Below are 12,346 nucleotides of genomic sequence, written 5' to 3'. Positions count from 1 at the left end.
AATGTAGCGAAAGTCTTAAAGTCCCCCTCCCGGAAGGGTTTAAAACCGTACTTTACAATACAGGATGTTTTCTGACATTTATCCCGGATTTAATTTCAACGCAGGGAATTGTTGTCAGACGACGGAATAAATAAGGTGTTCTTATCTGAATAAATAAGAAATATCCAGGTGTTGCTGCCCGTTAATAATCAGGTCAGTTATTAAATCAGTTGGCCTGGGTCGCGCAGGACAGGCGAGGTATTTTATTCCCTGGCCCTACGCTGTTGCGTGAACGCGCGCTGCAAAAGCCGTGCCGCGCTATGCAGGCATCCTGCCGCAAAGGCCCCAAGGCCGCGCGTATCCTGCCCCTGCAGTGCCATGACTTTATCGTTGCGGCAACAGATAAACGTTTCATCGCGCGATGCCTCACCGCACGATGACGTCCCGGCGAATTTTCACACTCAACGCTTGCTTAACCTTATTTCTGGCTTTATGTTAGCTCAGGTGACTCATCTTAAGTACAGGTAACGTTACTGTGTGTATTTGATTAGCGCGAGTGGCTTATTCAGCCAGGTAAAATCGTTCGTTTATGCCCTTTTCGGCTAAATTTTTCCCTGCATTATTGCCTGTATCTTTATTTCAGGTTCGAATATCACCTTAAAAAAGACAGGGCGTGGATAAAACACCGCTAAACGTTATTCGCTTAGGTGTTCCTTTCGGAAATATCGCTGACAGGTGAAAAGTGCATTTTTAGGTTTAGGTTTAGGTTTAGGTTTAGGTTTAGGGGTGATTTTTTTAATGTCCACTCGGCACGCTGTGTCTGAATGGCTCTTCCAGACTTACTTACCAATGGAATCTCAATATGAAGCATGCGCATTATACGCCCGTTTCCACCACCGCGACCGTTAACAACCAGCAGATACTGGCAAACGACTGGGGCACCCTGACCAAATACGATATGACCTATGTCCGTTCCGATGGGACAGAACAGCGTTTCACGCGTGAAGCTTACGATCGCGGCCACGGTGCGACTATTCTGCTCTACAACCGCGATGACAGAACGGTCATCCTTACCAGCCAGTTCCGGCTGCCTGCGTTTTTGATCGGTCATCACTATGAACTGATTGAAGCCTGCGCCGGTTTGCTTGATGAGCGGGACCCGATTCAGGCAATAAGAAGTGAAGCCGAAGAAGAGACCGGATATAAGCTGAATGAGGTCACTAAGATTGGCGAGATATTCATGAGCCCGGGTTCCGTCACTGAGCGTCTGCACTTTTTCATCGCCCCTTTTACCCGCGAAATGCGGATTAACGAGGGCGGAGGCCTTGCTGCTGAAGGTGAAGATATCAAAGTCATTGAGGTGCCGATTCAAGAGGCGCTTGCGATGATTGATGCCGGCATCATCATTGACGCGAAAACCATTATTCTGATTCAGCACCTGGTCATCAAAGGCATTTGTCTCCCGGCATAACACGGCACGCAAAGAGCAGCCTCAACATGAAGTGTCCCTTCCCCGACCAGAGGCGACTGATGCTTCTCGCCCTGTCAGCTGACGCGACAGGAACAGGCTAACCGGGGAGAAATGCTTACTCCCTGCGGTGCCCGCCAGAGAAAGGATACGAAACGGGCCAGCATGCTGGCCCGGTACGTCAGGATCATGAGGCTTGGGTTTCTGGCTGCCGTTTACTGATTAAACGTGGATGAATAAACAGCATCCGTCCCGGCCCCCGGTTCAGCAGCGACCAGACCATCAAAGACAGGAGCGTGCAGACTGCCACTCCGGTTAACGGCATCAGCAACGCCCATGCCCAGCTAAAACCCGCGTTGCCAAACCAGCCGTAGTGCAGCGCCAGTGAGATGGCGCTCAGCCCCACCAGTTCGATAAAGATACGGTGCAAAACATAAATCTGCAGCGTGTTACGCCCTATATAGTTCAGCCACGCCATATTGAAATGCGCATTAAGAAAACGGCACAGCACAATACCAAAGACGATGGTCAGCAGGCTGTAGAACGGGTTTTTATATATGCCGCCCAGATGATGGGCAATGCCGATCGCCGCGATTGCGCCCAACCAGAGCCAGTGACGACCTTTTAAACCGCTCAGTTCGATTAACGTTGCGCTAAAAAATACGCCCAGTAAGAAATAGAGATAGTTCTGTGCCACGCTGGCCGGGCCCCATCCGGGGATCAGGCTAAACTGCGCGGCGTAGTTTGCCGCTATTGCCGCAGCCACCAGCAGCATCTTCTGCCGATGGAAAAGTTTAGTGACCAGAAAAAACCCCGCCAGAGCATACAGGTACCACAGGCTGGTCATCGACAGCATCAGCAGTTTAATAAACTCCATTGGCGAATCCGCATAGGCGGCGTTTTTGCTGCTGGACAGCCGCTCGCCCAGGTGGGTTGAAATGTAGTGGATACTCAGCCACTGGATTACGCCCCACAGCAGATACAGGTAAACGATGTTGCTGAACTTTTTAGTGAAGACCGCTTTCCAGCGTTTATTGATCACCGAGTTACTGGCCAGCAGGCCGGATACAAAGAAAAATGCCGGCATCCGTAAGGGGGAAAGCCAGGTATTAAACGCCACCCACGCATGAGCCGGTACGATACCGGCTGTCAAATGATGAAGCGCTGGCGCGAAGGTTGTAATGATGGAGTGATGCAGTACCACAAGTAAAATGCATCCCCCTTTTAGGGTATTGATCCAGAGGATTTCCTTCCTGGGTTGGTTCATTATGTCTTCCCGATCGTGCAATGAATTTGTGAAGAATTATTAATATTTAGCGGGAAGTCTCAATCAGGCGGCTCTTAAAAGTTACAATCTGTTACCTCAGGACGCGAGATGATGACAAATCACCTTTAAAATCAGTTAATTAAATCTATGCAAAATGTAAATTTTCGGAAGAAACTGAGAAGAGTAAAGGTGGGAGACAGCGCAATAAGCGCCGCCAACTTCTGGCGGCACCGGGTTTATTGATTAAGAAATTTATTCAGAAACTGCCGGGTACGCGGCTCCTGAGGATCGCTGAAGAGTGCCTTAGCAGGGCCCTGTTCAACAACACGGCCCTGATCCATAAAAATGGCGCGGTCGGCGACGTCGCGGGCAAAGCTCATTTCGTGCGTCACGATAACCATGGTGCGTTTTTCCTGAGCCAGTGCGCGAATGGTGTTCAGTACTTCACCCACCAGTTCCGGATCCAGCGCAGAGGTCGGTTCATCAAACAAAATGACTTCTGGCTGCATCGCCAACGCGCGGGCAATGGCGACACGCTGCTGCTGACCACCGGACAGGCGCCGTGGGTAGCTGTCTTCCTTGCCATTGAGTCCAACTTTTTCAAGCAGGCTGCGCGCGCGGGCAACCGCGTCCGCTTTCGCTTCCCGCTTCACAATCACCGGACCTTCAATAATATTTTCCAGCACCGAACGATGCGGAAATAAATTGAAGTTTTGAAAGACAAAACCCACCTGCTGACGCAACAGCCGCACCCGCTCTTTCTGTCTGTTCATGCCCAGGCTGGCGTCAATGGTGATATCACCCACTTTAATGCGGCCAGCATCCGGGACCTCAAGGAGGTTGATGCTGCGCAACAGCGTGGTTTTACCTGAGCCACTGGGGCCGATTATCGCGACGATTTCGCCCGGGGCGACATCAAGATCGATGCCGTGCAGTACCGTTTGTCCGTTAAACTTTTTCACCAACTGGCGAACTTCAATAGCACTCATTTCGCCTCCTGATCCTGACGATTAACGTGCGCTTCCAGTCGGTTCTGCAATGCTGACAGTACGGTTGCCATCACCCAATAGATCAGCGAAGCCGCCAGATACATGGTGAACACCTCCAACGTGCGTGAGGTAATCAGCTGCGCCTGACGAAACAATTCCGGAACCTGGATCGTGGCAGCCAGCGAAGTATCTTTTACCAGACTGATAAAGCTGTTACCCAAAGGCGGGAGTGCGGTACGGGCGGCCTGCGGTAAAACAACCCGACGCAGCGTTTGCCACGGCGTCATGCCGATACTGGCCGCCGCTTCCCACTGGCCGCGCTCGATGGCCGCAATCGCGCCGCGCAGCGATTCTGAGGCATAGGCCGCCATGTTAAGCGACAGCCCAATCATCGCCGAGGGAATGGGATCCAGCTCAATGCCAAACTGCGGCAGACCGTAGTAGATCATAAACAGCTGGGCGATAAGCGGCGTGCCACGAAAGATGGACACGTAGATACGCGCCAGCCAGTTCACGGGCCAGAAGCGGGACAGGCGCATCAGGGCCAGCAAAAAGCCCAGTATCAGCCCGAAAAACATACCGCCAATACTGAGCTGCAGCGTGAACAGCGCGCCCTTAAGAAGAAAGGGTGCTGAGTCCAGCACCAGTTGTAAACTTTCCTGCATTATTTAGTAACGTCCGCGCCAAACCATTTTTCTGACAGCTTTTTAAGGGTGCCGTCTTTCTGCATTTCCGCAATGGCCTGATCGATCGCCTTCAGTAAATCTTCGTTGCCCTTACGCAGCGCAACGCCCGCTTCCAGACGCGAGAATGCCGGACCGGCTACCGCCATGGTATCGCCCGTTTTCTTCACCAGATCCAGTGCAGCCAGGCGATCCACCAGAATCGCGTCAACGCGACCAGAACGCAGATCCTGATATTTGGTTGGGTCATCATCATAAGTGCGGATATCCACACCTTTTACGTTCGCGCGCAGCCACTGCTCGTAGTTGGTCCCCAGGCCCACACCGACTTTCTTCCCTGCGAGGTCTTCTGGCTTAGTGATGCTGCCCGCGTTTTTCTTCAGCGTCAGCGCCTGCACGCCAGAAATCGTATACGGCGTAGAGAAATCATATTTCTTTTTACGCTCATCGGAGATCGTCACCTGATTGATGACCACATCGATGCGTTTCGAATCCAGCGCCGCTAACATGCCATCCCACTTGGTTGGCTTCAGGACGGCTTTAACCCCCATGTGTTTGGCCAGATCCTGAGCAAACTCCACTTCAAAGCCCGTCAGCTTGCCCTTTTCATCCTGAAAACTGAAAGGAGGATAGGTGCCTTCCAGACCGACGCGCAGCTCGCCTTTGCTTTTAACCTGCGCCAGTAAATCGTCTGCCGCAAACGTTTTAACGCTGAAGCCTGCCACCAGCGCAACCGCCATCATTCCCGTCACCACCTGGCGACGAATCTGTGAGAAAGCCATGTTTACCCCGTTTATTATTTGTAAGTGAGCTGTTGAGCGGCGCATCACGGCCTGCCGCTCTGTCATTATGGGCGTTATTTTACCTAAGGCGTTAAAATAACGGCTGAATTATAACCCTTTTTTGCGCTGCGTCTCAGACCGAAGGGTGATAAGCAAATAACGCGGGCGCGCCGCCTGTATGCACAAACAACAGCGGCCCTTCCCGGCGAAAACGATTCTGGTTGATACCATCGATCAGGCCCGCCATGGCTTTACCAGTATAAACAGGATCGAGAAAAATCCCTTCAAGACGCGCAAGCAGTTTGATCGCCTCCATGCCTTCTTCATTCGGCTGGCCGTAGCGCGGAGCAAAATAGTCATCCCATAGCGTGACCGGTGCCTTCGCCTCTACGGCTAACTGCGTTGCCAGGGCCTGGCGTAGTGCGTCAACCTTAGGCCGTTGCTCAGCGACGTTACGCGATACAGTTACGCCAACCAGCTCAGTTTCCGGCAGCAGCTGTTCCAGCCCAACCGCCAGACCGGCATGCGTTCCGGCACTGCCTGATGCAACCAGGACTGCCGCAAAATCCACCACCCCTTCGCTCTGATGAGCAATCTCCTGGGCACATTCCACATAGCCCAGCGCCCCCAGCGCATTCGAACCGCCCACCGGCAGAATGTAAGGCCGGAAGCCCTGCGCTTCAAGCCGCTCCGCCTGTTCCGCCAGTTGCACGGCAGGTTGGGTCAGCGCATCGACCATCACCACCTCGACATCCATGAGATCCAGCATCAGGCGGTTGCCATTGGTCAGGTAGTTTTCACTGTGCGTTGCTATCGGGTTCTCCAGCAAGGCCACACATTTCAGGCCGAGTTTGGCTGCAACGGCCGCCGTTTGACGCACATGGTTAGACTGAATGGCGCCGGCGGTCAGCAGCACGTCAGCGCCTTCACGAAGGGCATCCGCGGCTAAAAACTCCAGCTTGCGCAGCTTGTTACCGCCCATAGCCAGCGGTGTCACGTCATCACGTTTGATAAAGATGTCACGACCAAGATAGTCAGATAAACGGGGCAGATATTCCAGCGGCGTGGGCGCGCCCAGAAGTTCGATACGAGGAAACTGATGGATAAGATGTAAGGACAATGCGGCCTCCCGTTGGGCACAAGGCAGTGATCTTTACAGTGTTACAGAAGATGCGGAAAGGATCATCCTGAATTCAAATGCGGGGGAAAAGAGAGGTCAGCCTGCTGCAGCGCAACATCCCCATTTTCCCCCGCGAAGTGGGAAAAATGGGGGTGGGAGACATCATGTCAGTGGCAACGCTCTCTGACATTTCACTGTGTCCCTTAACGTTGCTGCCAGCCTAAAAACTGGTCGTACTTTCGCAGCGCAATACGATAATTATTATTGCCAGCATCAGGTAAGTCTTCTTCCAGGCATTGATGCCAGCTATTGCCTGTCAGTTTTTCAGCCGGAAAGTTTCTGGCTTTCAGCATATCGTCAAGCCGACGTAAGCGAACCACGTATTCACGAATCGTGCTCGGGCTCATTTCCGTCTGTTCGAACAGATATTGTTTAAACGCCATAATGTCAAAGTAGTTAGGATGTGTATTACAAAAAATATCGCTGCAAAAACGGCAAAGCGCCGTTAATTCAGGCTGAAGTTTTAGCCAAAGCGGCTCATCAATCATTTGGTCCATGCGTGCGATGGCCTCTTTATTGATGATCTGACCTCGGAAGACCAGCGCCATACGATCTAAAACTTTGCCACAGTGTGAACAATTGGTTTGGCTGTGTTTGTAGTCTTTAAGATAACGACTTAAAGGTCTGGCTTTGGTTTTGGCTCCCACTGTTGAGTCCCCGATTTCTTATTATTTATAGATCGCCAGGAACTGAGCCTTCTAGCGCGCTCCCGTAAGTCGGGCACGCAAGCGTTTTATCGCCTGACTGTGCAGTTGGCTGACTCGGGATTCCCCCACGTCAAGAACCGCGCCAATCTCTTTCAGATTCAGTTCTTCCTGGTAGTACAGTGTCAGCACCATCTTTTCGCGTTCGGGCAAGGCCTCGATCGCTTCAATGACGCGTTCACGCAGACTCCCTTCCATCAACTGATGAAGTGGATTGGCCTCTTCGTGCCCTTCCGTCACCAGTTCCGCACTGTCACCGTGTTCTTCCCGATACTCGTCGTACGAAAAGAGTTGGCTGTTGTTGGTATCCAACAGAATCTGCCGGTACTCTTCTATCGAAACATTCAACTGTTGCGCGACTTCCTGCTCAGAGGCAGCGCGGCCCAGCATCTGTTCAACCTGATGCATGGCTCCCGCAACCTCGCGAGCATTTCGTCTGACGCTACGTGGTGCCCAGTCCCTGCTGCGAAGCTCATCAAGCATGGCTCCACGGATGCGCTGTACTGCATACGTGGTAAAGGCGGTACCCTGGAGTGCGTCATAGCGCTCCACCGCATTCAACAGACCAATGCCCCCGGCTTGAAGCAGATCGTCAAGTTCAACACTGGCTGGCAGGCGGACCTGCAAGCGCAGTGCTTCATGACGTACCAGTGGTACGTAGCGCTGCCAGAGCGAATGTTTGTCCATCACGCCTTCGGCGGTATAGAGATCGTTCACGTTGACTACCCTGCGTTAATGAAGTTATCGGCATGATTATGCAATTCTGTAGGGCTTTTGATTGGCAGAATAGGCGGGATAAACCGAGGTTATTTCAAATTTGTGATGTTTCAGAGCGGAAGTCTCCGCTCTGAACAGGAAGGCTAACGTAATGTCAGCAAACGCTGCCGTGTGGCTACGGGGACGTTTTCCCATAGCGCGCAAACCCGGCCTTCCATCTCCTGATAAAACGGGCTAATGCTTTCACGTGTTTTATCATCCGTGTGAAAACGGACCTGCCCGGAATCACCATCGATACTAATCATTCTGTTGATGAAAAGCCGCTGTAAGTCGCTGCGTAGGAACAGCCCATTATCCACGCTATTGTCTGCGAGAAATCCCTCTTCGTTTTCGCGCGTATCGATATGGCAGGCTTCGACCCAGGGCCATTGATGCTGATCGAGAAGGCTGGTTCCGGTAATGATACAGGCCCCATAGCGCGCCTTAACCGCCGCCATAAACTCTGACTGGCTGGCCTTCTGCAACACTTTGGCTTTCACCCGCCGCCCGACTTCCGTACCAGGCATAACTGCAGCGGGCGTTCTGTGCTCAGGCGTGCTTAGTACCACAATAAACTGGATACGGCGTGACTGTGGAAAGCAAGGATTAGACTGAACGTTGAACAGCTGCCACCAGGCATCCTCTTCGTCCTCGCGCATCAGAACCAGCTTATAGCCCCGGCTGTTGATCAGGTTTTGCGCCTGAGCGGAGTGCGGATCGACCATCGCATAGACGTAGCTCTGCCCAATCACTTTCCACCGGTTGTTCTCTTTATCCTCGTGTCCCCGACGAAAATAGTGAAAAGGCTGCTGCTGTTTCAGATAGTGCTCAAAACGGCGCAGATAATTTTTTCGTTCGTTATCGTTGGCGATGAACAACAGGTCTTCCAGCGGACTGTTACTCTCTTCCTGAGCAAAGACAGCGCGAATTTTTAACGTCCGATAGCTGGTTGAAGGACTCAGCAACGCACGCGCGGTCAGTTCTTTCTCATCAGGGTATTGTTGTGCATAACGTAGGGCGATCTCTTCAAATGAGAGACGTTCGCCCGGTAGCAGGTCATAGTTAAAGCGCATAACCACCCCAGAACATGAAAAGTAATATCAAAATTAGAGCCATTCTGAAGGGAATTATCGGCATAGCGGAGATGAACTGTAACGCTGAGTTCACTTTTTTATTGTTTACGGCCCAGACCAAAATCCGTTCGTTTTGCCCTGCTACATTTGCATTAGTGCAACACAAAACACGCCTGTTTGTTTTATCTCCCTCTCTGTTCAGGGGCGCGCGGCGTTCTTATCCTTTACTTTACCTGCTTTTTTATCGGTTATTCTTGCCATTAATTTCACTTGCACACTCGTATTCTTTCACCATCACTCTGCAGATGCAGATCGGGTATAGAGGAAGTGAATGATGAAAGGCATAGTGCTGGCTGGTGGAACAGGTTCTCGATTACATCCTGTAACCTGCGGCGTCTCCAAACAGTTACTCCCCGTCTACGATAAGCCCATGATCTATTACCCGCTCTCGGTGCTTATGCTCGCAGGGATTAGAGATATCCTGGTCATTACCACTCCAGAAGACCTCGCAGGGTTTCAACGCTTACTCGGTGATGGCTCACATTTTGGCGTCAATCTTCAGTATGCTGTGCAGCCATCGCCAGACGGTCTGGCGCAGGCCTTTATTATTGGTGAGTCGTTTATCGCTGGAGAACGCTGCGCACTCGTGTTAGGCGATAACATTTTCTTTGGTCAAAGCTTCGGTAAAAAGCTAGAAGATGTTGTTACTCTTGAGCTCGGTGCCACCGTATTTGGTTATCAGGTAATGGACCCTGAGCGTTTTGGTGTTGTCGAATTTGACAAACAATTCCGTGCACTTTCTATTGAAGAAAAGCCCACAACGCCAAAATCAAACTATGCGGTGACGGGCCTGTATTTTTACGACAGCAATGTGAGCGCCATGGCCCGACAGGTTCGCCCTTCTGAACGCGGCGAACTGGAAATCACTACGCTAAACCAAATGTACCTCGACGATGGATTATTAAACGTCGAAATACTGGGCCGTGGTTTTGCCTGGCTGGATACCGGCACGCATGAAAGCTTGCTTGAAGCGTCACACTTCATCCACACCATTGAAAAGCGTCAGGGCTTTAAAATTGCCTGTCTTGAGGAAATTGCCTGGCGTAAAGGCTGGACAGATCACAAAGCCCTGTTAAAACGCGCCCAATATCTTGGGAAAACGCAGTATGGCCAGTATTTAAAAATGTTGGTGGAGGAATAGCGTGAAGGTAAAAGCCACTAAAATTGCCGATGTTAAAATCATCCAGCCAGCGGTTTATGGTGACGATCGTGGTTTTTTCCTGGAAACGTTTGAAAAACGTCGCTATCAGGAGTTACTTGAAACCCACCTCGAATTTGTGCAAGACAACTATTCGCGCTCAGGCCGACATGTATTACGCGGCTTACATTTTCAGAAAACAGAGCCCCAGGGCAAGCTGGTGCGCGTCGTGCGGGGCGAAGTATTCGATGTTGCAGTCGACATCCGTCCCGGTTCTCCGACCTTTGGTCAGTGGGAGAGTATTCTGCTTTCTGAAGAAAATAAAACGCAGCTGTGGATTCCCCCCGGACTCGCGCACGGTTTTGTCGTCCTTTCGGACGTCGCTGACTTTGAATACAAATGTACTCAATATTACAACCCTAAGGATGAAGCCTGCCTGATGTGGAATGACCCTGATGTTGCAATTCAATGGCCTGTAGAACAGCCGATATTGTCGGTAAAAGATCAACAAGGACTATCACTGCAGGAGTTGGTGTAATGCGCGTTTTACTTACAGGGGCTTATGGCCAATTAGGGCGTTGCTTGCTGGATCGTTTTCCCGCTGACTGGATCACGCTGGCGTGTGGTTCGGCAGAGCTGGATATTACTGACCGCTGTGCGGTTATGCGCGTCGTCAAAAAATTCAAACCTGATGTCATCATGAATGCTGCGGCCTACACGGCCGTCGATAAAGCAGAAACCGATCGTACCCGCGCGCTGAAGGTGAATGCGATTGGTCCTGAAAATCTGGCACAAGCAGCAAAACTGGTCAACGCACGCCTGATTCATATATCGACTGACTATGTTTTTGATGGGTTAAAGAAAACGACTTATAGCGAAAATGATCCGCCCTGCCCGATTAATTTCTATGGCTTAAGCAAGTGGGAAGGTGAAAAGCGTGTGTTTGAGGTATTGCCAGAAGCCATTGTGATTAGAACCTCATGGATGTTCAGCGAGTATGGCAATAACTTCGTCAGTACCATGCTTCGTCTGGCGCAGACGCGTTCCGAGTTACATGTGGTGAACGATCAGTATGGCTGTCCGACCTACGCGGGTGATTTAGCGGAGGCGATGATTCACCTTGCTGGTTCGCCAGAAAATATGGGTATTTATCATTACTGTGGCGATATTGCGGTGAGCTGGTGTGAATTTGCTCAAGCCATCTTTGTTGCGGCAGAAAAAGAGGTTAACGTACGCGGAATAACCAGTTCACAATATCCTTCCGCAGCAACGCGGCCCGCACGGAGTATATTGAACACAGAACATATTACCTCTGCAGGAATAACTGCATCCGACTGGCAGGAGCAACTGATAACCTGTTTAAAACCTCAGTCAACTCCTTTTTCATATGCCAGCATTTTGTAAGGATTAAAGCCAATGAAAGTCGCCACCATTGGCAACTGCCAACTTGAAATTGTCGGCCAGTTGCTAAGTAATTATTCTGATCTTCATCGCGGTGCCATTAAGCAGGTGGTAAATACGCCCATTTATAAGCTTGATGCGCAACGGGATGTTATCAATCTTATGCATGAACTTGAAAGTTGTGATCATATCTATATGCAGTATCACTCAGAACGCTGGGGGATGCTTTCAACTGATAAGCTGGCAGCGTATTTCGACATCCGTATTCTGCCGACGATGGAGTCCCGTGTATCCACCCCTCAACTAGGTTATTTTCCTGCGCCTGTCCCGGAGTTAATGGTCTATGTAGATTATCGCTTCCTGCATCTTTATTTAACAGGCCATCAGCACGGGGATGCAGTTTCTCAATATCATAAAGTGAGTTATGATAATCAGAAGCAGCATAATATGGTCATTGAAGACGCAAAGCGTTATCACAAACTTTTTCAGGAAGAGAAAGTCGCATTTGACTATTCCCACTTTTATCAGGAATCAATGCTTAAAAATAAGCAGTGCTATAGTACCGTTAGTCATCCAAACAATAAGCATCTGAGCGTTTTTTTGAGTGCTATCTTTTATGATCTTTTCAAAGAAAATAAAAACTTTGATCTCAATGGTAACGATTTACTCAATAATTATTATGCCCCTGAGATTGGAAGTGGTGACCAGAGTTATCTGATGATGCGCGACACAGGACTTTCTCTGGCGGGTAAAATCAACTACTCATTTTTCTCTTCCCAAAACGATGAGATATTGAAAAAATCTTTGCTGAAGTCTGCCTATTACCAGGGATTACAGGCTGAATTCCAGAATATTTAATTACGGCT

13 protein-coding genes are annotated in these 12,346 nt (G+C 50.4%); 5 read left to right on the top strand and 8 right to left on the bottom strand.

Annotated elements, in window-relative coordinates; all coding sequences use genetic code 11:
- Nucleotides 1–841: 841 nt before the first annotated feature.
- Nucleotides 842–1,450 carry an NUDIX domain-containing protein gene (locus AAIE03_RS06230; RefSeq protein ID WP_013026133.1) on the top strand — a complete coding sequence of 203 codons (609 nt, stop codon included), beginning with the start codon at nucleotides 842–844 and terminating at the stop codon, nucleotides 1,448–1,450.
- Between the two features lie 184 nt (nucleotides 1,451–1,634).
- On the opposite strand, the gene AAIE03_RS06225 is transcribed toward AAIE03_RS06230, so the two are convergent.
- The 8 genes from AAIE03_RS06225 to AAIE03_RS06190 all read right to left on the bottom strand — a co-directional run bounded on the left by AAIE03_RS06225 (nucleotide 1,635) and on the right by AAIE03_RS06190 (nucleotide 8,881).
- Nucleotides 1,635–2,714, bottom strand: coding sequence for an acyltransferase family protein (locus tag AAIE03_RS06225; RefSeq protein ID WP_015700083.1), 1,080 nt, complete (start codon nucleotides 2,712–2,714; stop codon nucleotides 1,635–1,637).
- Nucleotides 2,715–2,950: 236 nt separating this feature from the next.
- A complete protein-coding gene (gene tcyN, locus AAIE03_RS06220) occupies nucleotides 2,951–3,703 on the bottom strand; it encodes an L-cystine ABC transporter ATP-binding protein TcyN (protein ID WP_013026135.1) in 753 nt (250 codons plus the stop codon).
- On the bottom strand, nucleotides 3,700–4,368 hold the full coding sequence (gene tcyL / locus AAIE03_RS06215; RefSeq protein ID WP_013026136.1) for a cystine ABC transporter permease: 669 nt from the start codon (nucleotides 4,366–4,368) through the stop codon (nucleotides 3,700–3,702). Before tcyL ends, tcyN begins: the two co-directional genes overlap by 4 nt.
- A complete protein-coding gene (gene tcyJ / locus AAIE03_RS06210) occupies nucleotides 4,368–5,168 on the bottom strand; it encodes a cystine ABC transporter substrate-binding protein (protein ID WP_014605583.1) in 801 nt (266 codons plus the stop codon). Before tcyJ ends, tcyL begins: the two co-directional genes overlap by 1 nt.
- A gap of 133 nt (nucleotides 5,169–5,301) precedes the next feature.
- Nucleotides 5,302–6,288 (bottom strand): D-cysteine desulfhydrase, encoded by a 987-nt coding sequence (locus AAIE03_RS06205; protein ID WP_019105008.1) that lies wholly within the window; start codon nucleotides 6,286–6,288, stop codon nucleotides 5,302–5,304.
- 203 nt (nucleotides 6,289–6,491) lie between these two features.
- Nucleotides 6,492–6,995 carry a flagella biosynthesis regulatory protein FliZ gene (gene fliZ, locus AAIE03_RS06200; RefSeq protein ID WP_013026139.1) on the bottom strand — a complete coding sequence of 168 codons (504 nt, stop codon included), beginning with the start codon at nucleotides 6,993–6,995 and terminating at the stop codon, nucleotides 6,492–6,494.
- Nucleotides 6,996–7,046: 51 nt separating this feature from the next.
- Nucleotides 7,047–7,769: an RNA polymerase sigma factor FliA gene (locus AAIE03_RS06195; protein ID WP_006118887.1), complete on the bottom strand. Its 723-nt coding sequence runs from the start codon at nucleotides 7,767–7,769 to the stop codon at nucleotides 7,047–7,049.
- Nucleotides 7,770–7,912: 143 nt separating this feature from the next.
- A complete protein-coding gene (locus AAIE03_RS06190) occupies nucleotides 7,913–8,881 on the bottom strand; it encodes an HNH endonuclease signature motif containing protein (RefSeq protein WP_014593927.1) in 969 nt (322 codons plus the stop codon).
- A gap of 334 nt (nucleotides 8,882–9,215) precedes the next feature.
- Here AAIE03_RS06190 and rfbA point away from each other — a divergent pair, with 334 nt between their 5' ends.
- From rfbA to AAIE03_RS06170, 4 genes are read left to right on the top strand one after another with little or no spacing between them, the layout of a single operon-like run.
- Entirely contained in the window at nucleotides 9,216–10,082 is an 867-nt protein-coding gene (gene rfbA, locus AAIE03_RS06185; protein WP_019105009.1) for a glucose-1-phosphate thymidylyltransferase RfbA, read from the top strand.
- Between the two features lies 1 nt (nucleotide 10,083).
- Entirely contained in the window at nucleotides 10,084–10,617 is a 534-nt protein-coding gene (gene rfbC / locus AAIE03_RS06180) for a dTDP-4-dehydrorhamnose 3,5-epimerase (protein WP_014593928.1), read from the top strand.
- A complete protein-coding gene (rfbD, locus tag AAIE03_RS06175; RefSeq protein ID WP_019105010.1) occupies nucleotides 10,617–11,483 on the top strand; it encodes a dTDP-4-dehydrorhamnose reductase in 867 nt (288 codons plus the stop codon). The genes rfbC and rfbD overlap by 1 nt, the downstream gene beginning before the upstream one ends.
- Before the next feature lie 12 nt (nucleotides 11,484–11,495).
- The gene (locus AAIE03_RS06170) at nucleotides 11,496–12,338 is read left to right on the top strand and encodes a WcbI family polysaccharide biosynthesis putative acetyltransferase (RefSeq protein WP_014593929.1); all 843 of its coding nucleotides are present in this window, start codon (nucleotides 11,496–11,498) and stop codon (nucleotides 12,336–12,338) included.
- The last annotated feature ends 8 nt before the right edge of the window (nucleotides 12,339–12,346 follow it).

It is taken from the genome of Pantoea sp. Ae19-2, from assembly GCF_059801205.1.
Note: the sequence above shows the minus strand (reverse complement) of the source record. Positions and strands in the feature narration are given on the sequence as shown.

Bases quoted from the DNA above. Each gene is read 5' to 3' on its own strand.
- AAIE03_RS06230 (WP_013026133.1), top strand. From the start codon at position 842: ATGAAGCATGCGCATTATACGCCCGTTTCCACCACCGCGACCGTTAAC.
- AAIE03_RS06225 (WP_015700083.1), bottom strand. From the start codon at position 2,714: ATGAACCAACCCAGGAAGGAAATCCTCTGGATCAATACCCTAAAAGGG.
- tcyN (WP_013026135.1), bottom strand. From the start codon at position 3,703: ATGAGTGCTATTGAAGTTCGCCAGTTGGTGAAAAAGTTTAACGGACAA.
- tcyL (WP_013026136.1), bottom strand. From the start codon at position 4,368: ATGCAGGAAAGTTTACAACTGGTGCTGGACTCAGCACCCTTTCTTCTT.
- tcyJ (WP_014605583.1), bottom strand. From the start codon at position 5,168: ATGGCTTTCTCACAGATTCGTCGCCAGGTGGTGACGGGAATGATGGCG.
- AAIE03_RS06190 (WP_014593927.1), bottom strand. From the start codon at position 8,881: ATGCGCTTTAACTATGACCTGCTACCGGGCGAACGTCTCTCATTTGAA.
- rfbA (WP_019105009.1), top strand. From the start codon at position 9,216: ATGAAAGGCATAGTGCTGGCTGGTGGAACAGGTTCTCGATTACATCCT.
- rfbD (WP_019105010.1), top strand. From the start codon at position 10,617: ATGCGCGTTTTACTTACAGGGGCTTATGGCCAATTAGGGCGTTGCTTG.
- AAIE03_RS06170 (WP_014593929.1), top strand. From the start codon at position 11,496: ATGAAAGTCGCCACCATTGGCAACTGCCAACTTGAAATTGTCGGCCAG.